Annotated in this window: 15 protein-coding genes and 1 pseudogene; 10 read left to right on the forward strand and 6 right to left on the reverse strand. The window is 40.1% G+C overall.

Annotated elements, in window-relative coordinates:
- Window positions 1-361 precede the first annotated feature (361 nt).
- Window positions 362-2,572, reverse strand: coding sequence for a carboxy terminal-processing peptidase (locus MST17_RS13595; protein WP_180026004.1), 2,211 nt, complete (start codon window positions 2,570-2,572; stop codon window positions 362-364).
- Between the two features lie 200 nt (window positions 2,573-2,772).
- On the opposite strand from MST17_RS13595, the gene nagZ reads away from it, so the two are divergent.
- Window positions 2,773-3,795: a beta-N-acetylhexosaminidase gene (nagZ, locus tag MST17_RS13600; protein ID WP_180026005.1), complete on the forward strand. Its 1,023-nt coding sequence runs from the start codon at window positions 2,773-2,775 to the stop codon at window positions 3,793-3,795.
- A 130-nt stretch (window positions 3,796-3,925) separates the two neighbouring features.
- Window positions 3,926-4,795, forward strand: a complete 870-nt coding sequence (locus MST17_RS13605; protein WP_180026006.1) for a class I SAM-dependent methyltransferase — start codon at window positions 3,926-3,928, stop codon at window positions 4,793-4,795.
- Window positions 4,796-4,853: 58 nt separating this feature from the next.
- Here MST17_RS13605 and MST17_RS13610 read toward each other — a convergent pair whose 3' ends face one another.
- Complete coding sequence (locus MST17_RS13610) at window positions 4,854-6,182, reverse strand: alpha/beta fold hydrolase (protein ID WP_180026007.1); 1,329 nt, start codon at window positions 6,180-6,182, stop codon at window positions 4,854-4,856.
- A 303-nt stretch (window positions 6,183-6,485) separates the two neighbouring features.
- Here MST17_RS13610 and MST17_RS13615 point away from each other — a divergent pair, with 303 nt between their 5' ends.
- The 6 genes and pseudogenes from MST17_RS13615 (at window position 6,486) to MST17_RS13640 (ending at window position 15,684) form a co-directional block, all read left to right on the forward strand.
- Window positions 6,486-7,751: a glutamate-5-semialdehyde dehydrogenase gene (locus tag MST17_RS13615; protein WP_078189652.1), complete on the forward strand. Its 1,266-nt coding sequence runs from the start codon at window positions 6,486-6,488 to the stop codon at window positions 7,749-7,751.
- A gap of 492 nt (window positions 7,752-8,243) precedes the next feature.
- On the forward strand, window positions 8,244-9,461 hold the full coding sequence (locus MST17_RS13620; RefSeq protein ID WP_180026008.1) for an acetate/propionate family kinase: 1,218 nt from the start codon (window positions 8,244-8,246) through the stop codon (window positions 9,459-9,461).
- A 59-nt stretch (window positions 9,462-9,520) separates the two neighbouring features.
- Window positions 9,521-11,662 carry a phosphate acetyltransferase gene (gene pta / locus MST17_RS13625; RefSeq protein ID WP_180026009.1) on the forward strand — a complete coding sequence of 714 codons (2,142 nt, stop codon included), beginning with the start codon at window positions 9,521-9,523 and terminating at the stop codon, window positions 11,660-11,662.
- Window positions 11,663-11,931: 269 nt separating this feature from the next.
- Window positions 11,932-12,653: pseudogene (locus tag MST17_RS13630) on the forward strand (DUF2515 family protein).
- A complete protein-coding gene (locus MST17_RS13635; protein ID WP_180026010.1) occupies window positions 12,637-13,539 on the forward strand; it encodes a hypothetical protein in 903 nt (300 codons plus the stop codon). The pseudogene MST17_RS13630 and the gene MST17_RS13635 overlap by 17 nt, the downstream one beginning before the upstream one ends.
- Before the next feature lie 618 nt (window positions 13,540-14,157).
- A complete protein-coding gene (locus MST17_RS13640; RefSeq protein WP_078189659.1) occupies window positions 14,158-15,684 on the forward strand; it encodes a fumarate hydratase in 1,527 nt (508 codons plus the stop codon).
- Window positions 15,685-15,813: 129 nt separating this feature from the next.
- Here MST17_RS13640 and MST17_RS13645 read toward each other — a convergent pair whose 3' ends face one another.
- The 4 genes from MST17_RS13645 to tig all read right to left on the reverse strand — a co-directional run bounded on the left by MST17_RS13645 (window position 15,814) and on the right by tig (window position 20,162).
- A complete protein-coding gene (locus MST17_RS13645; protein ID WP_180026011.1) occupies window positions 15,814-16,527 on the reverse strand; it encodes a DUF2846 domain-containing protein in 714 nt (237 codons plus the stop codon).
- A 163-nt stretch (window positions 16,528-16,690) separates the two neighbouring features.
- The gene (clpX, locus tag MST17_RS13650; RefSeq protein WP_111884049.1) at window positions 16,691-18,001 is read right to left on the reverse strand and encodes an ATP-dependent protease ATP-binding subunit ClpX; all 1,311 of its coding nucleotides are present in this window, start codon (window positions 17,999-18,001) and stop codon (window positions 16,691-16,693) included.
- Window positions 18,002-18,030: 29 nt separating this feature from the next.
- Entirely contained in the window at window positions 18,031-18,636 is a 606-nt protein-coding gene (gene clpP / locus MST17_RS13655; RefSeq protein WP_078192707.1) for an ATP-dependent Clp endopeptidase proteolytic subunit ClpP, read from the reverse strand.
- Window positions 18,637-18,830: 194 nt separating this feature from the next.
- Window positions 18,831-20,162, reverse strand: a complete 1,332-nt coding sequence (tig, locus tag MST17_RS13660; protein ID WP_078192708.1) for a trigger factor — start codon at window positions 20,160-20,162, stop codon at window positions 18,831-18,833.
- 272 nt (window positions 20,163-20,434) lie between these two features.
- Here tig and MST17_RS13665 point away from each other — a divergent pair, with 272 nt between their 5' ends.
- Together MST17_RS13665 and MST17_RS13670 are read left to right on the forward strand one after the other, a co-directional pair.
- Window positions 20,435-22,609: a TonB-dependent receptor domain-containing protein gene (locus tag MST17_RS13665; RefSeq protein WP_180026012.1), complete on the forward strand. Its 2,175-nt coding sequence runs from the start codon at window positions 20,435-20,437 to the stop codon at window positions 22,607-22,609.
- Between the two features lie 314 nt (window positions 22,610-22,923).
- Complete coding sequence (locus MST17_RS13670; protein WP_180026013.1) at window positions 22,924-25,212, forward strand: catecholate siderophore receptor Fiu; 2,289 nt, start codon at window positions 22,924-22,926, stop codon at window positions 25,210-25,212.
- Window positions 25,213-25,218: the final 6 nt, after the last annotated feature.

The following is a 25,218-nucleotide window of genomic DNA, read 5'->3' on the forward strand; positions in this document are numbered from 1 at the left end:
ACTTGTTACGTTTTCAATTACTTACTTATTTTCCCTTAGAATCTATTAGTCTACGATAATGGTCAAGTCTTTCTTTCAAGATTTTAAGCAACTGATTAATTTAAAAAAAGAAAGCTTGATCAAGTTCACTAAAACTTAAACTTTTGATAAAAAATGCATCAGGTGGTTTTTATTTTAGAACAGTTTCTAACCATAATAAAATGAATAAATTAGATTGATTTCTATATTGTTTTCTAGATTTAAATCATGCCTCTCTACACAAAAAAATAGCGAGCCGTAGCTCGCTATTTCTCAATAGGTAAATTCATCTTTTCCGTCAAAAACTTAAGCAATCAGCTCAATATTTTTATGGATGAATGGCTTACTTTTTGGCTGCTGTTGTTGGATTCGTACCTTGTAATTTGGCATAGTCCATTAGCACATTCGCTGCTTCCATCACAAAGACTTCTTCTTCAGGCAGTGCTGGACGTTGGTTCGCCTTCATTTTCGCACGTGCTTCCACCAATGCATCCATAGACGCTTGGTAGCTCTCCCAGTTGGCATAAGGCTTTTGACCCACCACTTTACGACGTTGATTTTCAGCATCCAAAGACTTTTGCTCAAGTGCCAACAATTCAGCTTTACGCTTCGTTAAGTCGAGTACCACACGCTTTTGCTCATCCGTCTTTTTTGCAATCGCTGTACGTTGCTCTAAATACTTAAATTGAGGATCAATCGTGACGCGTTGCTGAGATGACTTAATCAAATCTGGAACATAGGCTTGGATCGAGCCTTCACGTTTAAACGGTGCAGTTGGAATAGTATCCCACTGTAAAGCATTTTTCGATTTACGCTCACCAAACTCTTCATTGTAAATATCGACCAGCTTAATATCCGGTACGACCCCTTTATTTTGGGTACTGCCGCCCGTCACTCGGTAAAATTTACGTTGCGTTAAGGTTGCTTGACCATAGGCTAAAGAGTCAAGTTGTACCTGCGCTGTTCCTTTACCCGTTGTGGTACTACCAATCACCACACCACGCTCATAGTCTTGAATCGCAGCAGAATAAATTTCACTCGCAGAAGCCGAAGCCAAATTAATCAATACCGCCAATGGGCCTGCATAAGTTTGCGCGCCACCATCATCATCTTCAAACACGCTGACATTGCCATTACCATCACGGATTTGCACCACTGGACCTGATTTAATCACTTGTCCAAGCATACGTGCTACTTCTTCAAGTGAGCCACCAGGGTTGTTACGCAAGTCAATGATGATGCCTTCAACATTTTGCGCATCTAAAGTTTTTAAAGCTTTATTGGTATCTTCCGACACAGAACGGTAATCTGTACCCGCACGACGTGCACGATAGTTTAAGTAAAACGATGGAATTTCAATCACACCAAACTTATGTTTTTTGCCATCACGTTCAATTTCAACGGTACGTGAACGCACGCCTGCATCTTCTTCTTGAATTACATCACGTACAATAGTGACATTTCGCGCTTGATTCATGGACGCACCAGCACCCAATAAACGTAAAGTCACTTTGGTGCCACGTTTACCACGAATCAGTCCGACAATTTCATTGCTCGGCCAACCAATCACATCGACCATTTTGTCGCCATCTTGGGCAACACCAACGATGCGATCGCCTGACTTCACTTGTCCTGATTTGCTGGCTGGCCCACCTTCCACAATCGTCTCGATTTTGGTGTAGTCTTCATTACCACGTTCAGGACGGATCGATACCCCAATCCCTTCCAATTGCAGCGTGGTTTGACGGTTCAATTCCATCGCATCTACAGGTGGAAAGTAATTACTGTGCGGATCATACGTCAGCATCATGGCATTCAGAGTTTTATCAAGCACATCATCGCTTTTTAAACGACTAATCCGCTCTAACTGACGTGTATAACGCTTGGTTAAAGTCTGTACAGGTGTTAAGTCTTCAGGACCTGTTAAGTCTTGACCATTTGCCAGTGTTGGGTCATCTTTCAACGCTTTTTGTTTGGCTTTCTCTTCTTCTTTGCTGATGGTTAAGTTGATCAGCTGAGAGACCAACATTTTATTCCAATGCGCACGCTGTTCTTCTGTCGATTTAAAGAATGGCGCTTTTTCACGATCGGTTTCGATGTAGTTATTCGGTTGATTTAAATTCTGTGGCTTTTTCAGCTCTTCCAACATATAGGTGTAGAACTGTTTTAAGCGCTCACGATATTGCGCATGAATGGCATACGGCCCTGTTAAATTGCCCGCTTTGAGATTTGCGCCAAAAGTTGAGCCATAACGTTTTTTATAATTTTCAATATCCGATGCCAAGAACAACGTATGTTCAGCGTCTAAACTATCAATATAAAAATCTAAAATACGGTTAGATGTATTAACATCTAAACGCTGATTTAAATAGTGTTGACGGTCTACCAATGTTGCAAGCTGACGTGAGACCAAGGCTTGCTCTTGTGTGGGCTGAATGGTACCCGCGCTCACTGCTTCTGTATTATTGGCAGCAATTGCGTCATTCACCACATGAGTGAAAAAGAATCCACCTGTCGCAATCGCAACGGCACAAGCTAATGTTTGAAGTTTCATAAATAATTTGTACTTCCTTGGTATTAAGACCAATATTACCGTGTTGGTTTTCGACCTGAATTGAATAGATTCAAAATCTTAAACAACTTAATATGTTTATGTCGTGTAGTTTTATCATATTCTCTGCTGACAAAGTGTAGCAAATCATTGCAGAATTCAGGTATTGTTTTTCCTTAAAAATTCCAACACGGACACCGAATATGATTGGCGCATTAATGCTCGACATTGCTGGCACAGAACTTACCCAAGAAGATATTGAACTATTACAGGCACCACAAGTTGGCGGCATGATTTTATTTGGTCGTAACATTGAATCTCCTGAACAAGTTCGTGCCCTAACCGACCATATGCGTCAAATTCGTCCTGATATTTTAATTGCGGTCGATCAGGAAGGTGGTCGTGTACAACGCTTAAAACAAGGCTTCACACTCCTACCAGCTATGGGTAAGTTTGGAGAACTTTACTTAACTGAACCTGAAAAAGCTGTTGAACTGGCTGAACAATGTGGCTGGTTGATGGCAGCCGAAGTCCTTGCGGTCGGCATCGATTTTAGTTTTGCACCAGTGCTGGACCTAAATGATGTTAGTGATGTGATTGGTGACCGTGGTTTTGCCAAAAATATGCAAGATATCATTCCACTGGCAAGTGCTTTCTTAAAAGGTATGAAACGTGCAGGAATGGCATCTACAGGTAAGCATTTCCCAGGCCACGGTTCAGTGAAAGCAGACTCACACGTCGCTGCTGCTATTGACCATCGTAGTTATGAAGAGATCTACCAAAAAGACATGCAAAGCTTTATTCAACTGCAACCACAGCTTGATGCCTTAATGCCTGCGCATGTGATTTATGAAAATATTGATCCTAATCCTGCTGGATTTTCACCGTATTGGATTCAGAAAGTCTTACGTCAAGAGCTCCAATTTGATGGCGTTTTATTCTCCGATGATTTAAGCATGCAAGCCGCTTGTGTCGCTGGCGGCGCAGATGCTCGTATGCAAGCAGCATTAAATGCAGGTTGTGATATGGGCCTTGTATGTAATAACCGTGAATCTGCATGCATTGCGCTGGATGGCATTCAAAACTTGGCTCTCCCAAATCAAGAACGCCTAGAACGTATGCGCGGTAAAATCCCACAAATTGAGATTGGACAAAGCATTGAACTCGGAGCGGACTGGCAAAACGTGCGTAACCGTATTGTGGATTTTAAAAATCAATATTGCTAATCCAAGACTTTCAAAATTCTAGAAAATGGAGCACGACAAGGTGCTCCTTTTTGATTTATGATGAAGACAAAATAAGTGCTTCGGCGCTATACAAAAATTGCCAATAAAAACAACATTAGGTCAGGACGACATGACACAAAGTTTATCGGAACATCGACACATTTCCTTTACTGCACATTACACCGGCTATATTTGGTACAGCATGGGGATTTCGCATCCCATTTTTGCCACACGTAAAGGTAAATTTTTAGCACGTTTAGTCCATCCTTTAGAAAGCTGGGCAGAAAAGAATGTGGGCGGTAGCATGCGTTCGACGCTTAAACAGCGCCATGCCATGATCGATCAACATTTAGATCAACTCATTACCCAACACCCTCAGCTACAAGTCCTCGAAATTGCCTGTGGCCTTTCCCCGCGTGGTTGGAATTTTCGCACCAAGCATCCTGAAATTAACTATCGTGAACTCGACTTGCCGGATATGGCAAAAATCAAAACACAGGCACTCAAACAGATTGACCCGCATGCCCCCGAGGTCTTAACTGGCGACATTTTCACACAAGATTTTGAACGTATTTTTCAGAGTTTCAACCCTGAACGTCCTTTGGTGGTGATTAGTGAAGGGCTAATTAATTATTTTGATCAAACGCTACTGAATAAATTATTGCAAGGGATCACCGAATATGGCGCCTCATTTCAGGAATTACATTATCTGACCGACATCTATCCTGAACCCGTCAAGAACCGTTTAGCACGTTTTATTTGGGCCAGTAGTAAATTACTCAAAGTCATGTCTCGCAGCGCTTTTACTTTTCATTTTCAATCCCCTGCTGAATTACAGCAGTTTTTCAGTCATACAGGATTTGAAGAAGTAGACGTCGTTCAGCCGGCCTTATACTTTCCACAACAGCAACAAGAACAAGTGATTCCTTTCCACGATGCAGAGCAGCACTGTGGCGATTTGGTTTGGATGGTCCATGCCAAAACAAAAAAACAGCGCTAACGCGCTGTTTTTTATATGTTCATGTTTTAACTTACGGCTTCTAATATATGTTCATGTTTTAACTTACGGCTTCTAATAACAACACATCTTCTTTTTGGCGTTGTACAAAGCGCAATAAACGCTCCGCCAACTCAAAACTACCATGCTTAAACAAAGCACGAACCTGCGTATCTACAACGTCAAAGATGAGACATTCAATTTTAAACTCACCTTCTTCATCTTCTAGATGTAATGCCAAATCCCGAGGATATGCGTGCATGGAGTCCAACATTTCAGCCTGTACATTCAGCAACACGCCGAAATAATTTAAATCCGTAATTTGAGTTTCAACCACGAGGTCTGAATGGCGATGAGATAAATGCGTGAATGGCTGTTGTACACTTACACGCGCTTCGCCACGGCGTTCAATATTTTGCATTTGCTCTCGGCTCATTGGAATGATCCCATCCAACTGCTGAATAGACTCACCGCGTAGATAAGTTGCAAACAAATTCATGGTTTCCTTACGGCGTTGCAACTGCGGTAAATGATCCGCATTGGCAATCATGGCAAATTGCATATTCGGACATTGCAAGGCAAAGCCCGCATTTTCATGTGGCAAAGTAAAACTGTCGTACTGCCCGCAAGACACCAATACATCACACTGTGGAATCGGCACGTCTTGCAAACGCAGCAAACGGTTACAGTTAATGTCATAACGCTCTTGTTCGGTATTGGTGAATTCAGCCATTTGTCTAAAGAACAAACGCTTTGCTGTCGGTGACATCCGCGTCACATCCAGTTTGGCATGATTAACCAAATACAAAATCACCGCTTGACCAAATTCATCCATGCGCTGTTCTTTCATCAAATGCAAGGATTCTTCAAGCAACATGCGCCAGCTCTTGCGCGTTTTTTGCATTACGCCCATCAATATCATGCGGTCAATCAATTCAGGACGTTGATCCGCCAGTCCTGCAGCCACCACTGAACCGAGCGACATCCCCATCACGGATACTTTTTCTAGCCCGACGATATCCAACCAAACGCCTAACATCTGTGCCAGATCACCCAACTCTAAAGTCCCTGCCGACACCGAAGTATCGACATTGGTAATTTGCTGGTTTGAGCCCATGGAGGGTAAATCAATTAAAATAATTGGGCCTGCCGCAAATAATTGTTCGACACAATATTTGTAGGAATTAAAGTTTTGAAATGCCCCACCAATAATAACAATCGGGGTGCGATGAATGGTTTCAGGTTGTGCAATGGCCATATATTCGACCTTCCAGCCATCAATCCATGTCGTTCTGGCAGGCTGTTTAAAGCTTTGCTTGTCATACAGATCGAAAAAACTGTAATGCGTACTTTCCTGTACGGTGGGATCCATTTGGATAATGGAATTCATATTCCTTTCCTCCATTCCTGCCTTATTTTTATTGTCAGGAATTCATTTAGAGACTCTGCTCGACTTAGCGTCCTGCTCTTTAATCGTTATTTGTACGACTTCAATGTCGCTATTGTTTCATTCTATACAGAGGTTCATTTTACAAGCAACTGATATCCCCGCCGCTTATCTACTTTTGTTCTAAAAACAATTTCAAAATGTTAATTCTGGTCAGCATGTACAGTCGAATATGCACTTAAGTGCTTCATTGTTCAGTCACAGGCTGTTAATATCGAGTTGAAATTTCTAAGTGATCAAACCGCTATGCAAGAGTCTATTGAACAATACATGCAAACGGTAGGACAGCAAGCACGCACAGCATCACGTGTGCTCGCAGGGGCTTCTACCCAGACTAAAAATAATGCCTTATCAGCAATTTATACTGCTTTACAAAACAGTGAAACTGCAATTTTGGCAGCTAACCAAGTGGATATGACCAAAGCGCATAACAACAACTTGGATAGTGCTCTACTTGATCGCTTAGAACTTACCCCCACACGCTTTAAAGGCATGCTTCAAGGTCTAAAAGATGTAATCGCACTCACTGACCCGATTGGCGAAATTACCGATATGGCCTTTCGTCCGACAGGTATTCAGCTGGGCAAAATGCGCGTGCCGCTAGGTGTTGTCGGCATGATTTATGAATCTCGCCCGAATGTAACGCTTGAAGCCGCATCTTTAGCGCTTAAATCAGGTAACGCGATTATTTTACGTGGTGGTTCTGAAGCTTTGGAATCTAACCAAGCAATTGCGGCAGCGATTCAACATGGCTTAACTGCTGCAGGTGTACCTGAGCATGCCGTTCAAGTGCTTAATACCCCAGACCGTGCTGCGGTTGGCCAATTAATTACTATGCCTGAATATGTCGATGTGATCGTACCTCGTGGTGGCAAAGGCTTAATCGAACGTATCACCAATGAAGCACGTGTGCCTGTTATCAAACATCTTGATGGTAACTGCCATGTTTTTGTGGAAGCTCAGGCTGATTTGCAAAAAGCATTACCTATTGCGCTTAATGCCAAAACACACCGTTATGGCGTATGTAATGCCATGGAAACCTTGCTCGTCGATGAAAATGTCGCTGAAGAGTTTTTACCACGCATTGCTGAACTTTATGCTGAGAAAAAAGTTGAACTTCGTGGCTGTGCTGAAACCCAGCGCATTTTGGGTGAATCGATTGTTCCTGCAACTGAAGAAGATTGGTACACCGAATACTTAGGCCCGATTTTGGCAGTGAAAGTCGTTACTGGCCTAGATGAAGCGATCGAGCACATCAACAAATATGGCTCACACCATACCGACTCGATCATTACCGAAAACTTTAGTCTGGCTCGTCAGTTCTTGGCGCGTGTAGATTCGAGTTCAGTGATGATCAATGCCTCAACGCGTTTTGCGGATGGGTTTGAATATGGTCTTGGTGCTGAGATTGGTATTTCAACCGATAAAATCCATGCACGCGGACCAGTCGGTCTAGAAGGTCTAACTTCTCAAAAATGGATTGTGTTTGGTGATGGTCAAATTCGCCAATAACACCCAATAAGACAATGAAAGCTGTGCTTTTCTGATTAAAGGCACAGCTTTTTTTATGGCGATTTAAAAAACTAGACCCAGGGTTCACATATTGAAATATAAGCCTGCAAACACACAGGATATAGAATCGAAAACAGATTTTTTGACAATTAAATGCTTAAGAAGAATAAGAAAAGTTCAAATTACCTGCTTTTTGCAACAATTTGAGGATTACAGCGCAGCAACCGCATGTTATGTTCTATGTATATCCCTTAAATCGTATAAATTTTGAGGATTATTTTATTAATAAATGAAAACTATGAACTGATAAATTTTAATTATTATTGTGCTCAGGGTCGATAGTGCTTAAGTCTAATCTCCTAAAGTCTATCTAGGACGATAAAAAAACCCATGATAAAACATCATCACAGATCTAAATTGCATCAATCAATACAACTGCAATCAGATCAATATTATGGATAAGTATTTCAATTAGAATTCGGGTATTTAAACGTGTCTACATCAGTATTAGTAATTAACTGCGGATCTTCTTCTATCAAATATGCGTTAGTTTCTGAGCGCCGTGAAGATCGTATTTTTGGTCTAGCCGAGAACCTAGGTTCTGCTGATGCACGTATTAAAGGGGTCACTACAGGTGGTGATGCGCTTGAGCTGTCTATTCCATATGCTGACCATGAAAAAGCCCTCGAAACTATTTTAGAGCGTTTGGCTCACCATAATCCTCAAGCGATTGGTCACCGCGTTGTTCACGGCGGTACATTAACCAAAGCTGAGCTATTAACACCAGAAATTATTGAACGTATTCGTGAAGCAACTCCACTTGCTCCATTGCATAACCCGGCTCACTTGGTGGGTATCGAAGCAACCATGCGTTTGTTCCCTGAACTTCCGCAAGTAGCCGTATTTGACACTGCATTCCACCAAACCATGCCGTCTCATGCATACCGCTATGCTTTACCAAAATTCTTGTACACACAGCATAACGTGCGTCGTTATGGCTTCCACGGTACAAGCCATGCCTACGTATCTGAGCGTGGCTCAATGTTGGCAGGCAGCTTTAAACAAGGTGGCTGGTTAACTGCTCACTTAGGCAATGGTAGCTCGACTTGTGCGATTTGGAATGGTCAATCTGTAGATACGTCAATGGGTCTAACACCTCTTGAAGGTGTGGTCATGGGCACACGTAGTGGTGATGTTGACCCAAGTATTCACAGCTTCCTTGCGAGCAACTTAGGTTGGGATATCTACAAAATCGACAAAATGCTGAACAGCCAATCAGGCCTACTCGGTTTGTCTGATCTATCAAATGACATGCGTACATTGATCGAAGCATCAGAACAAGGTAACGAAGATGCCGCGCTTGCCATTGAAGTATTCTGCTACCGTTTAGCAAAATCTTTAGCAGGTCTCAGCTGTGGTCTACCACGTATTGACGGTTTATTCTTTACCGGTGGTATTGGTGAAAACTCTGCCTACATTCGTGAAAAAACGGTTTCATACTTACCACACTTTGGTTTCAACCTGAGTAAAGAATTAAATGACAACCTAAAACGCGGTACGGAAGGTCGTATTGACCACGGTACTGGCCCACAAATTTGGGTTGTTCCTACCGATGAAGAAGGCCGTATTGCCAAAGAAACTGAGCATGTTGTAGACGAGGTGACAGCGTCTGCTACAAAAAAGCCTGATGCTGAAGCTGCGATTGCATAAGCAATCGCATCAGCCCCTTCGCCTTCAATATTAATTTTTAGCTTTAATTTAGACACCGTATGAAAACAATTTTACTCGTGCCAACTGGGGAAGGTGTAGGTTTAACATCTGCATGCTTAGGTTTAATTTATGCTTTGGAATGCCAAGGGGTCAAAGCAGGTTTTCTGAAACCATTTTCACAGGAAAATGTCGCAGATACTGTAGACCGTACAACGGCTCTTTATCGTCATTTATTTAATAATGAAACGGTAGAACCCATTCACCATGCCACCATCGTGAAGCAACTCAGTCATGATGAAAGTGATGAACTGCTCGAAGAAGCTGTTCGTTTGCACCGTGAAATTGCAAAAAAGCATGACCTGATTATTGTTGAAGGCTTGGTTCCAAACAGCCGTGATAACTTTGCCTCAGAGCTCAACGCGACATTAGCAAAAGCTCTTGATGCTAAAGTAATTATTGTCAGCACAGCAGATATTCAAAATGCCACGAAAACGGCTGAGAAAATTGATAGTTCTCTACGCCAATTCGGTGGTGCGGCATCTGAACGTACTGCGGGCGTTTTGTTTATGCGCACACGTGGCTTGCCAGAAGAGTCTGCACAAATTCCAGTCACACTTGATCCAAATCTGCGTTTAATCAGTGATACCCATAAATTTGTACTCGAATTACAACAAAGTAATCCGCAAATTGGTTCTACACAGCTACCTGTTATTGGTCTCGTTCCATTTAGCAATACGCTCAGCGTACCGCGCATGTCTGACTTGGCGACGCATATTCAAGCGGAATGGATTAACCAAGGCGATGCCGCTCATCGCCGTGTACTGCATAGCAGCTTAGTTGCGTCGAATATTGAACATGAACTTCACAAATTTGTGGCAGGCGAACTGATTATCAGCGCCTCTGACCGTATTGATGTGTTGTTGGCTTCTAGCCTTGCAAGTAGCAATGGTATTCCACTTGCCGGTTTGGTTTTGACTGAACATCATCAACCGAACCCGCAAGTTTTGGATTTCTGCCAAACCGTGATTAAGCAAGGCTTACCGATTTTACATACGCCTTTAAGCACTTTTGAAACGGCACAACAACTTTCAAATTTAGGCAATGAAATTCCTGTCGATGACGTAGAACGTGCAGAGCAAGTGACTCGCTTTGTTTCAAGCCACATTAATGCTGAGTGGATTACTGAAGTATTGAATGGTTCGTATCAACCACGCTTGTCCCCTTCTGCATTCCGTCATGAATTAGTACAAAAATCCATTGCTGCGAAAAAACGGATTGTTCTACCTGAAGGTGATGAACCACGGACCATCCAAGCGGCTGCCATTTGTCAATCTCGTGGCATTGCACACTGTATTTTATTGGCAAAACCTGAAGCCGTAATTGAAGTTGCAAAAGCACGTAACATCGAACTTCCACATGATTTGGAAATCATTGATCCAGATCTGATTCGTGAAAACTATGTGCCGAAAATGGTTGAGCTGCGCAAAGGCAAACTCAATGATCTACAAGCACGTGAACAGCTACAAGATACTGTGGTTTTAGGTACCATGATGCTTGCACTCGATCAGGTGGATGGCTTAGTCTCAGGCGCAGTACATACTACGGCGAATACTGTACGTCCTGCATTCCAATTGATTAAGACTGCACCTGATTATTCATTGGTTTCTTCTGTGTTCTTTATGCTGTTGCCTGATGAAGTCTATGTATATGGTGACTGTGCCATTAATCCAGATCCAAATGCAGAACAGCTTGCAGAGATTGCGATTCAATCTGCAGATTCAGCAAAAGCTTTTGGTATTGACCCACGTATCGCAATGATTTCGTATTCAACAGGTACTTCTGGTGCAGGTGCAGATGTCGAAAAAGTGGCTGAAGCAACACGTATTGCCAAAGAACGCCGCCCAGACTTACTGATTGATGGCCCGCTTCAATACGATGCTGCATCGGTGGAAAGTGTGGGACGCTCTAAAGCACCTGACTCTAAAGTGGCTGGTCGTGCCAATGTGTTTATTTTCCCTGACTTAAATACAGGTAATACAACCTATAAAGCAGTTCAACGTTCTGCAAATGTAGTCAGTGTTGGCCCAATGCTGCAAGGTTTAAACAAGCCTGTAAATGACTTGTCTCGTGGCGCATTGGTCGATGACATCGTGTTTACCATTGCATTAACGGCAATTCAGTCTGAACAGCAAGAAGCTTAATTTTAGTTTCGAGTTCTAAACCACCCTTTCGAAAGATTGGGTGGTTTTTTGTTTTATATAACTTCCATTATATTAAAAATGGCTCAGAATTAGTGGAAATTTCTTTTAAATTCTATGGCTGAATTTTGAGTATTTGGTACATGACCAATAATGTATTCATTCTTCGCTTAAAAAAAGAAATCAAAGCTCTGATACACATATCTAATTTAAAAAATAAAAGGAAAAATTTACATAAATTAGAGCCTGGATATGAAACTAGGGCGTGACGTATTGCTTCAGTTTATGCCAATATTTATCTAGAAAAAGAAAAACATCGAAACAAAGATTTAGTTGGCCGTTACTATTGGATGGGCTTAGGTGCATTTGTTTCAAAAAATCTTAGCTGCCATTTTAAACATGGTTTAACTGCATGGGAATATAAATGGATTCCACTAGGGGTAATTCGTGATCCTGTACATACTTTTGCAAAAGGTAACTTATGGCTATTTATGGATATTGCACCTTGGCATTATGCTTTGAGCATGTCTTCATCCTCTTTTAATCAATGCCGAACTCAACGTGATGTTTCCAAATTTACTCATATTAAAGAAGAAGTTATAAACGTTCCTTGGTCAAATTGTTTACCCATAATTAAAAACTTAAAAGTACTTTAGAAATTAAAAGTGCTTTTGAATATCTACCAAAATTGAAAAGTATTCTGCCGAGTTCTTATAATATCAAAAACATGGAAAGAGAATATCAGGGGCGACACGCCGGTGTACTCGATAAGGTACCAGAAACAGTATACAGCGAACCATTATCAAACACTAAAGTCGCCAATTATGATAGCCGTATGGAATGGATTAAAAAAGCAGCAGAAAAATATCATCGTTTAATGCAAAGTGATAAAGGAAGATACTTTTTAGAAGAAGAACTAAAAATTATTGCGAAATGGGGCGATAGCAAAGCTAATTTTACAGTTGGAAAGGATAGTAATGATGGAAAAATTTAATTACTGCATTGTTATTTTTATGGTGGGTTATCTCCTTTCAGCTTGTCAACCTAGTGCAAAAAATACAGAGAATAATAATGTCATGAATCAACAGCGTTTTAGTTTACATTTAGGCCAACAAGGGTTTAAAGATTTTTCTCAACATAATCTTGGGCGTCCCGATAGTCATCCATCTAGAGCAGGTTTTAGAGAGTTAGATTTTACACCACCCAACTTAGGTCAGATTAAAGTTGAAAATGGTGAGAATAGCTTAGTGATAGATCATGTATTTTCAGTTCTAGGAACATCGTTTAATAATGAGGATGGAATACAAGGGCTTGATATTAATGCAGGGCTAAACAAAGAGGAATTTGTACGTCCTGAACAAGCCCACCAAGCTTATGTTGACTTAATGAGACGTATAAATCAGGCCGAATGGAAAAATTATTTCTATCGTTTTTCTGCACGAATAGCAAAGGAAGATAATATTCGATATCTAATGAAATCAGGTGATGTCATTGACCCGACTTATATCTTTAATTATGAAGAATGGAAAAAGATAATAAATACAGTTGGAGGGAACACTATAGGCTACCGATTATATGCCAATGGTATTCTTTTGGATCTGAGTATAAAACAAACTCAAAAAACTGAAGATGGTAAAGAACAATATATGGTTCGTTATGCTTTCAATACGATTCGTTATGATGAAAGAAATTCAATGGATGATTCAGAGAATAATATTGATACATACAAAATGACCTCAAAAGAGTTAGAACAAGCATTTGTAAATGCGCTGATAAGAAATAAAAAATCAAGAGAAATTGATGAAGAAGAAGTTATAGTACAAGGCTACCATATCGATGAAAATTATGAAGATCCTGATGTTTGGCAATATGTTAAATAATCAAATGTTGTCGCGTTTAGACTCAATTTTAAAGCACTTTTAAACAAAATTGATCATTGAAACTAAAGATTTGAAGATTTGAAGATTTGAAGATTTGAAGATTTGAAGATTTGAAGATTTGAAGATTTGAAGATTTGAAGATTTGAAGATTTGAAGAAGAATATTATTTTTATAAAATTTAAAGCAAAAAAAAGAAGATAAAGCTTTAGGCTTGATCTTCTTGTTGACCGTAGAACCAAGTTGCTGCGATAAACAGAGAAAAACCAATAACTGACAACACTGGAGTAACCATATATTTCACACTCTAACTTTGATGACGTCATTATGTAAAAGTTTTATGACAGTTATATGACAAATATGAAATATTCAAAAACAAAAAATATCATTTATTTTCAATAGTTTGAAAATAAAAACATATCTCTCCCTCTAGTTTTGTGACAAATATTTCATGAAATATGACAGTTAAAACGTCATTTTCAGGCCATTTATGACTGCGAAACATGGCGCTGTTTAAGCCTATTAAACTTTCGACCAAAGATTAAGCGAAATACCCACACAACTGTGTTTTTGTCTTATAATTTAGCCCGCTAGCTAACAGCCCGCTCAAGAGATATTTGTATGACAACTATTATCAAGCAAGATGACTTGATCACATCGGTTAAAGATGCGCTTCAGTTCATTTCTTACTATCATCCACAAGACTTCATCCAAGCGATGAGCCGTGCGTACGACCGTGAAGAAAATAAAGCCGCAAAAGACGCGATTGCACAAATTTTAATTAACTCTCGTATGTGTGCAGAAGGCCATCGTCCTATCTGTCAAGATACGGGTATTGTGAACGTATTTCTTGAAGTGGGCTTAGACGTTAAATTTGATTTAACCATGAGCCTAGACGATGCAATCAACGAAGGCGTACGTCAAGGTTATCTTGAAAACTCAAACATTCTTCGTGCATCAGTATTAGCTGATCCTGCTTTTGGTCGTAAAAATACCAAAGACAATACCCCTGCTGTAATTCACTACAAACTCGTTCCGGGTAATAAAGTTGATATTACTGTTGCTGCTAAGGGTGGCGGTTCAGAAAACAAATCTAAACTTGCAATGCTTAACCCTTCTGACTCTATCGTAGATTGGGTACTTAAAACTGTTCCAACAATGGGTGCAGGTTGGTGTCCTCCTGGTATGCTCGGTATCGGTATTGGTGGTACTGCTGAAAAAGCCATGATGCTTGCAAAAGAAGCATTGATGGAAGAAATCAACATGGACGAATTACTTCGTCGTGGCCCACAAAACCAAATCGAAGAACTTCGTATCGAAATCTTCGAAAAAGTAAATGCTTTAGGTATCGGTGCTCAAGGTCTTGGCGGTTTAACGACTGTTCTTGATATCAAAATCAAAGACTACCCATGTCACGCTGCAGGTAAACCAGTGGGTATGATTCCTAACTGCGCTGCAACTCGTCATGCACATTTCCAATTAGACGGTTCAGGTGTAGCGCATATTCAAGCGCCTAGCCTTGAAGACTATCCTGCAGTAACTTGGGATTCATCAACGTCTAAACGTGTTGACTTAGATAACATCACTCAAGAAGAAATGAACTCTTGGCAACCAGGTGACACACTACTTCTTAACGGTACAATCTATACGGGTCGTGACGCTGCGCACAAACGTATGGTTGACATGTTAAACAAAGGTGAAGAACTTCCAGTTGACCTAAAAGGTAAATTTATTTACTACGTTGGCCCTGTTGATCCAGTCGGTGACGAAGTCGTTGGTCCTGCTGGCCCAACAACTGCAACACGTATGGATAAGTTCACACGTCAAGTGCTTGAAGCAACTGGTATGTTCGGTATGATTGGTAAAGCGGATCGTGGTCCTGCTGCTGTTGAAGCAATCAAAGACAACAAAGCAACTTACCTCATGGCTGTCGGTGGTGCTGCGTACTTAGTATCGAAAGCGATTCGTGAAGCTGAAGTTGTAGCATTTGCTGACTTAGGTATGGAAGCGATCTACAAATTTGTTGTAAAAGACATGCCTGTATCTGTAGCTGTTGACGTAAATGGTACTTCTGTTCACGCAACTGCACCAAAAATCTGGCAAGCAAAAATTGGTAAAATCCCAGTAGTTGATGCTGCTGCGAACTAATTTCGCCACGTTCAAGATCAAAAAAAAGCACCCCATCGGGTGCTTTTTTATTGTCAATATTTAGACTGTCTGTCGAATGACATTCGCTATTTAATGCTTTCACACACTCAAAAACACGAGCTAATTACATTACCAAGTTAATGGATTCCACAGTTTAAAAGGCTTGGTCAACTGCACATCTTCCGCAGGATCATAATGAGGTGCTTTCAACTTCTGCGCACTTTTCCGCACTTTTCCAGTGTTTTGATCTTCTGCCACAAAGTTAAAACTGTTGGATTTCAACTCTGTAAATGCGATTTCATTTCGACCAATTTTTTCAGGCATGAGCAGCAATGGCCCTGAAACCGTTCTTTTACTGGATAAATTCTCTTCATCATATTTAATGAAGTAAGTTTGACCTGCTTCAACATCAAAGTCTAAATATTTAGGTTTTTGAAAATGATTCACCCCCAAAGGGCGACTCGATGATAAGCGGTAATTCCCCGCAGGTAACTCCACCCAGTAATAATGATTATTCAATAAACTTGGAATACGCTCACTGTTCAGAAATAAGCTGCTGGCCACAATTTCTTGACGATTCCATTTACTGTCTGGACGATATAAATACACAATCGCTGCTTGATCATGCTGAGCTTTCACTTCTTGAAAATGTCGGCCTTGTTTCTGATTGACCCAACCACCAATGGTAAACATACCCAATCGATATTGCTCAATATGACCCGGTTTACTTTCAGGATCCACGGGCTTTAATGTTGAAGCCAATGACGTTTGCTCAATGGCTGATTTTCCATGACAACCCAGCAGCGCTACACTGCTTAAAAGTAGAATTGCAACTCCACGCATGATTATCCCTCACTGCGTCTTTTTTTATTTTTACACTTTTGTTTTCAGTTTTTTACATTCAGGCATCCACGCCATCCTGCTGAGATTAACATTCTGCCTTTATTTTTGGAAATAAAAAACGTGTGCAAATCTTGGATTTACACACGTTTCAGACGAATAGCGCTTAAGCAGATTTAGAGTTCACAACTTTTAAATCTGACTTCGGTGCAGCTTCTTCAGTTTTCTTTGGTTGACGTTCTGATTTAAATTCAGGTTCCGCTTCACCATTAATCACCGCTTCATTGATGACAACCGTACCCACATCTGAACGACTTGGTAGGTCATACATCGTTTCAAGCAATGAATTTTCTAAAATCGAACGTAGACCACGCGCACCCGTATTACGGTCAAGGGCTTTTTTAGCCACGGCACGCAATGCTGAGTCTTCAAATACGAGGTCAACATTTTCCATTTCAAATAAATATTGGTACTGACGTGTCAATGCATTTTTTGGTTCAGTCAGAATCTGCATCAATGCTTCTTCGTCGAGTTCTTCCAAGGTTGCAATGACTGGCAAACGACCAATAAATTCAGGAATCAGACCGAATTTAACCAAATCTGTCGCTTCAACTTGGCGGAATAAGTCAGATAATTTTTTAGTTTCATCTTTCTTACGCACTTCAGCCGTAAAGCCAATACCACCTTTTTCCTGACGCTGCTGTACGATTTTCTCTAGACCAGAGAATGCGCCACCACAGATAAACAGAATATTTGAAGTATCAATTTGAATAAATTCTTGCTGCGGATGCTTACGACCACCTTGAGGCGGAATCGACGCAACCGTACCTTCGATCATTTTCAATAACGCTTGCTGAACACCCTCACCCGATACATCACGAGTAATCGATGGGTTTTCAGACTTGCGGGTAATTTTGTCGATTTCATCGATATAGATAATGCCTTTTTGTGCTTTTTCTACATCGTAATCGGCTTTTTGAAGGAGTTTTTGAACAATGTTCTCAACGTCTTCACCCACATAACCGGCTTCAGTTAAAGTCGTTGCATCTGCCATCGCAAATGGCACATCTAAAAGACGCGCAAGTGTCTGAGCAAGCAGCGTTTTACCTGAACCTGTTGGTCCAACCAACATAATGTTACTTTTCGAAATCTCTACTCCGTCTTCTGGTTTTTTACCACTGGTGCCAACTTTTAGGCGTTTATAGTGGTTGTATACCGCAACAGAGAGGGTCTTTTTCGCAACATCTTGCCCAATCACATATTGGTCAAGCGCAGCACGGATTTCATGCGGTTTTGGTAAAGGACGAGTTGCCCAGTCATTTGATTCAACTTGCTGACTGGTCTGAACTAGGTCAAGACATACGTCCACACACTCATTACAGATGTACGCGTCCTCACCTGCAATCAGTTTCCCGACTTCAGACTGCGTTTTACCGCAAAATGAACAATGCTTTTGTCCTTGAGGATGTTCGGACATATTCACTCCAATAATTAATTCTTTAAAACTTATGGGCGTTTAGATAAAACTTCGTCCACAAGACCGTATTCTTTCGCAGCTTGCGCTGTCATAAAGTTGTCACGGTCAGTATCTCGAGCAACAGTTTCGTAGTCTTGACCACTATGCTCTGCCATTAAACGATTTAAACGTTCTTTGATGAATAGAATTTCACGTGCATGAATTTCAATGTCAGATGCCTGACCACGGAAACCACCGAGTGGTTGGTGAATCATGACACGGGCATTTTCAAGACAGTAACGTTTGCCTTTAGCACCGGCATTAAGCAGGAATGCACCCATCGATGCTGCTTGCCCCATGCAGTAAGTCACAACATCAGGTTTAATAAATTGCATGGTATCGTAAATCGCCATACCTGCAGTAACCGAACCGCCTGGTGAGTTGATATATAAATGAATATCTTTATCTGGGTTTTCTGCTTCTAAGAACAACATTTGGGCAACAATCAAATTTGCCATGTTGTCTTCAACTTCACCGGTTAAAAAAATCACACGTTCACGCAAAAGGCGTGAATAAATATCAAAAGAACGCTCGCCACGAGATGACTGTTCTACCACCATTGGTACTAGTGCGTTTTCAATTGTTGGAACATACATACGTTATTTATTCCTAAATTTTTCTGACTCAACCCATAATTCACAATATGAGGGATATTTGTCGAAATTGCAAAAGATTCCCAATTAAATAACAGATATTTTTTTCATAAGCATTGTGAAATCAGGACAACTTATTTGGGGGCAAATTTCGATAAAAAAAGGCGCTTAATGCGCCTTTTTTTGAAAGCTAGAAATTAGCCTTGTTGACGAGCTTGTTGCTCTTTCAATAAGTCTTCATAGCTCACAGTTGTATCAGTTACTTTAGCAGAAGCTAAGATGTGATCTACAACTTGGTCTTCTAGAATAACAGCTTCGATTTGAGCACGTTGCTGTTTATCGTTGTTGAAGTATTCAATTACTTCTTTAGGATCTTCGTAAGAAGAAGCCATGTCTTCGATGTAAGCATCAACACGTGCAGCATCAACTTCAATTTTAGCATCAGCTAATACTTTGCTGACCAATACGCCAAGTTTAACTGATTTTTCAGCTTGCTCTTTGAATAGGTCATCTGGAAGCATGCTTGAATCAAACGCTTTAGCGCCTTGAGCACCAAACTGTTGAGTGAATTGTTGGATCATTTGTTGACGTTGACGGTCAATTTCTTGAGCAACCATTGCTTCTGGAAGTTCTACTTCGTTTGCAGCTACAAGCGCATCAAAAGTTGCACCTTTCACTTGGTTACGAAGACCGTTTTTCACTTCACGTTCCATGTTTTTACGCACGTCAGCTTTCAGCTTTTCAACGCCTTCTTCTTCAGTTAGACCGAAGATTTTTAAGAATTCAGCATCAACTTCTGGAAGTTTTTGTTTTTCAACAAGCTTAACAGTGATTTTGAATTGAGCAGCTTTACCAGCAAGGTTTTCAGCTTGGTAGTCTTCAGGGAAAGTTACATCGATAACTTTCTCTTCGCCTTTCTTCATACCAACGATACCGTCTTCGAAGCCAGGGATCATACGACCAGAACCAAGAACGAGTTTAAAGTCTTCAGCAGCGCCGCCTTCAAACTTCTCGCCATCAACAGTACCTTCAAAGTCGAAAGTTACTTGCATGTCTTTTTTAGCCATGCCTTTAGTTTCAACCCATGAAGCGCGTTGTTTTTGAAGATTTTCAATCATCTTCTCAACGTCTTTGTCGTCAACTGAAGTTGTTTTACGTTCAACTTCTAGACCTTCGAACTTAACTTCAACTTCTGGATAAACTTCTACAGTTGCTTCATAAACTAAAGCATCATCTTTCATTTCAGTTTTTTCAATGTTTGGCATACCAACAGCATTGATTTTTTCTTGTTGGATCGCTTCGAATACTGTGTCACGAATGATGTCGTTTACAACTTCTTGATAGATACCAGCACCGTATTCACGACGAACAACGTTTACAGGTACTTTACCTGGACGGAAGCCGTTGATCTTCACAGTTTTGGCAGTGCGTTTCAAGCGAGCTTCAAACTGCTCGTTAATACGGCTCGTCGGTACAGATACATTTAAACGACGGGCAACGCCCGAAACCGCTTCAGAAGTTACTTGCATGGCTTCCTCGATAATTTGTTAGTTAAAACAGTTTTAAAAAAAAGTGCCACATTATATGACAACAATTAAAGATATACAAAAATGGATTATAACACTATAAATTCAGGCATGGATGCCCTTCTTATTTTTAGAATTTTTCAGCTTTTTTCGAAGAAATATTGATTATTTTTTAATTCACCATTGAAAATGAGAAACTTTCTCACTATTATTCTTAATGATATTTTTTTAATTTATTTTCATATATTTATCTTGTCCATATTTGGTATTCTTTTATGAGTAAATTTAATCTCAACCCTCTTTCCGCTGCTTTATTTGGGGCAATTGTAACTACTACGAGTTTCGCACATGCTGAAACGACTGAATCTCAAGCTCAACAGATGGAAACCATTGTTGTTTCTGCAGCGGGCTTTGAACAAAAGATCAAGAATGCTCCTGCTTCAATCAGTGTTGTTACAAAAGCAGACATAGAAAAGAAAAATGCTTCTAGCATTGCAGATTTACTAGCTGACATTCCGGGCATTGATATTCGTGACGGTATTGGTAAAACATCCGGCTTAAACGTAAAAATGCGTGGTCTAGGTAATGACTATAGTTTGGTTTTAATTGATGGACGTCGCCAAACAACATCTTCTGACGTAACTCCAAATGGTTTCGGTGAATCATCAAATGGTTACTTACCACCCCTTGCTGCAATTGAGCGTATTGAGGTCATTCGTGGTCCTATGGCTACTCGCTATGGCTCAGAAGCAATGGGTGGTGTAATCAACATTATTACTAAAAAAGTGTCTGATACATGGACTGGTAATGTTACTGTGAGTGGTAATCTCATGGAACATAATGGGGAAGCCGACTCAGCAAAAACCAGTTTTGTTTTAAATGGCCCTCTTATAAGCGAACGATTAGGGATGCAGCTACGCGGTTCTTATTTAGACCGTCAAAAATCTGAACGTATTCCAGGTACATCTGGCCGTGACCCACGCCCAAGTGAAGCAGATAATTTTGATTTTGGTGGTAAATTATCCTTTAACTTAGATGATAAAAATAGTTTCTGGTTAGATGGCTTCCATTCAAGTCAAAACTATAAAAATGATGATAATCGACTGGGCACTCAAGACACACCGAGCCGTGCTAATGGTTATAAAGACGAACTAGAATTTAACCGTGATCAAATTTCTGCTGGACATGAGGGTAACTATGATTTTGGTAAATGGTCATCTTACGTAAGCCATACAACTACTGAAACCGTAGGCCGTACTATTCCACGAAACACATTCCCATTAAATGCATTTGCAGGCACAGATCGTACATTAGAAAACACTGACTTTGTTGCTGATACACATATCGTCATGCCTATTGCAGATCATAAAATCACAGTAGGTGCCGAATATAAAGAAGCAGAAATTGCCGACGATATTGCGGGAATAGGCTCAAAATTCAAAAAAGACTCATTATCTTTCTACGCTGAAGATGAATGGCGCCTTTTAGATTCAGTTGCTTTAACTTTAGGTGGACGTTATGAAGATCATTCAGGTTTTGGTGGTCACTTCAGCCCACGAGCATATTTAGTTTGGAATACTAATGAAAATCTAACACTGAAAGGTGGTGTAAGTACGGGTTACAAAGCACCTTCTGCAAAAGCATTACACAATGGCGTGATTAGTGTTAGTGGTCAAGGTGCAACTTTTGGTGTCGGCTCTCCTAATCTTAAACCTGAAGAATCCACCAACTATGAATTAGGCTTTAATTATAACAAAGGTAGCTTTGACTTAACCACAACGGCATTCTTTAATAAAATTGAAGATCTGATAACTGATGGAGCTGACCTTTGGAACTGTTACTCTGAAACAAATCCAAACCAAGCAGGTTGTGTCAGCTATGGTTCCCATATTACTCAAGATAGTTTTTCACAAAGTATTAATGCCAATGAAGCAGAAACTAAGGGCGTTGAAGTTAGTTTGAAATACAGCATTATCCCTGAATGGGATATTAAAGCTGCATATACCTATATGGAAAGTGAGATCACAAAAGGTGAAAATAAAGGCTCGTACCTAAATAACGTACCCAAAAATGCTTTTAATATGACATCTACTTGGCATATTAATCCTTCACTCGATGTTTGGTTACAGCATGAGTATAAATCTGATCGTAAACGTTATAGTACAGTCCAAACTGCTGGTGATGCTGGCATCATTTATGCTGCAACTGGCAATAAGTTAAAGGGGTATAATTTATTTAACCTCGGTACAAGTTATAGCCTTAACGACAATATTCGTATTAATGGTTCTATAAATAACTTATTAGATAAAGACTTCACAAGCAATGGAACTTATATCAATAGCCAAGGTGTAGAGACATCTTACTATGACTATATGACCATTGGTTCTTCAATGGCTGGAACTTACATAGCTGGTCGTAACTACTGGTTATCCATTTCTTATGATTTCTAACTTTTAGTACTTATAAAAGACAAAACTAAAAAACCTGCTTCGGCAGGTTTTTTTGCATAAATAATTTACGATTACTTCTTATTTAATTCACAATCATGTCTATATTTATAATCTCAATTAAACATAAAAAAACAATACATTTTATCAATATTTAAATAAAACATAGTCTTAATTAATACTTGTTATATCATTACATTAAATAGGACTATCACAATATGATTATTTATCGTGATTTACAATTACATAAAGATGTAAGAAAAAATAAGAATCATTATTATTCGCATACAAATTCACTATTCCAAATCGGGTTCGAAATGGCCTTCATTAAAACACGTAAGAAAATTGTTTCTACAGCGATAGCTTCATCACTTTCAATCATTGCAGGCAATGTAATGGCTGAAGAAAAAGCAGTCCAACTTGAGACGATTAATCAAACTGTAAACAAAGAGAACTATAAAGTAGAAAAAGCGTCATCAGATAAGTTTACGCAATCTCAACTAAATACGACTCAGACCATGGCCATTATCCCTGAGAAAGTATTAAAAGAACAAAATGCTACGACCCTAACAGAAGCACTACGAAACGTACCTGGTGTAGGCACATTCTCCCTAGGTGAGAACGGACGAATGAATACTGGTGATGCTGTTACCATGCGTGGATTTGATACAGCAAATAGTATCTTCATCGATGGAGTACGTGACTTAGGTAACGTTACTCGAGACATGTTCAATTACGAACAAATTGAAGTGTTTAAAGGCCCTGCTGGTACTGATAATGGCCGTACTGCCGCTTCAGGTTCAATTAATTTATCAACAAAAGAAGCAAAACTTCAAGACGCTAACAATGCAACTCTTGGTTTCGGCTCAGATGAATATTACCGAGCGACTGCTGATATCAATAAAGCAATAAACGATACAACTGCCATCCGTTTTAATGCCATGGGTGAAAACTCAGACGGTATTGGTCGTGACGGTGTTGAAAATGAAAAATGGGCTGCTGCACTTTCAGCAGGCTTTGGTTTAGGCACAGATCTTCGCTTTTTCTTAGACTATCTACATATTGAACAAGACAATGTCTTGGATGGTGGTATCCCAACTGTAGGTTTACCAGGGTTTGATGCAAATAAAAGTACGAATGCAAGTATTAAAAGTCTTGCGCCATATCTAAATAGCCATAAAGTTGATACTTCAAATTATTATGGTGCACCTGAAGATTTTGATGATGTCACTGCGGACATGGCAACTGCTCGTTTAGAGTATGATTTATCAGAAAATACGAAAATCAAAAATACTTCTCGTTGGGGCAAAACAGAGCATCAATATTTAACGACATTCTCAGGTAATGCCTTCACTACAACGTCAACTGACCTGAATGATCCTACTGCGATGCGCGTTTCAGGCAGTGCAAATAATAGTGATACTGAAAATGAAATTATAACTAACCAAACTAGCTTGGTTACAAGTTTCAATACAGGTCGCTTAAAACATGATGTCAGTACAGGGGTTGAATTTACACGTGAAGAAATGAAAACGCGTGGTTGGACTGCTACAGTTACCGGTACAAGTTCACTTTATAATCCACAAGGCACTGTACATACAGCTTTAGTCAGAAATACCAATGGTAAGGATGATTCTGAAGCGCAAATGGATACTTACTCTATCTTTGCCTTCGATACTATTGAAATTTCACCACAATTTTCTGTGAATGGTGGCGTCCGCCTAGACCGTTATAAACTTGATGCCGATACATTTGTGAATACGGCTGCTTCAGGTCAACCGGCAAATTATGTTGCACAAAGCTTTAAAGATGACGGCAACCTATTCAACTGGAAAGTTGGGGCACTATATAAACCAACTGAAAACGGTAGCTTGTATGCTAACTACGCCATCCAACAACAAGCACCGGGTACTATTACAGGTGGTGACGGTATTGGTAATGCCAATGCATTTGCCCCATCTGGTTCAGCGAGCAGCAATAACAACTTAGATCTTGATCCTCAAGAAATTGAAACCATTGAAGTTGGTGCTAAATGGGAATTTTTTGACAACCGTTTACTCTTAACAGGTGCACTTTTCCAAACTGAACTCACAAATGAGTTGGAAAAAGATGGTGAAGAATACTACCAAACTGGTGAAAAATCAGTTAAAGGTGTTGAACTTGGCGTGATTGGTAACTTAAATGACAATTGGCAAGTTATTGCTGGTTATACACATCAAAAAACAGACATTAAAAATGTAACCCAAGCTGCGAGTAACCAGCAAGTTTCAGCAGATGGTTCAAGTAATATGCCATTTACGCCTTCTGATGCATTCACATTGTGGACGACCTACAATATGGATAAATGGAGCATTGGTAGCGGCGCGCGTTACAATGGTGAAATGACTAAAAACAAAGATGGCAATCAGGTCGGTCCTGCTGTCATCCCTGACTACTGGGTATTTGACTCAATGGTTAGTTACCAAGCAACACCAAATGTAGGGATTCAATTCAACATCAACAATTTATTTGATGAAGACTACATTAACAGCATCAACCGTGGTGGATTACGTTACATCGCAGGTGCTGAACGTAACTATCGCTTAACATTTAATTTTAAGTTCTAAATTAAA

The sequence above is a fragment of the Acinetobacter sp. YH16056_T genome (assembly GCF_024605895.1).
Classification (GTDB): domain Bacteria; phylum Pseudomonadota; class Gammaproteobacteria; order Pseudomonadales; family Moraxellaceae; genus Acinetobacter; species Acinetobacter amyesii.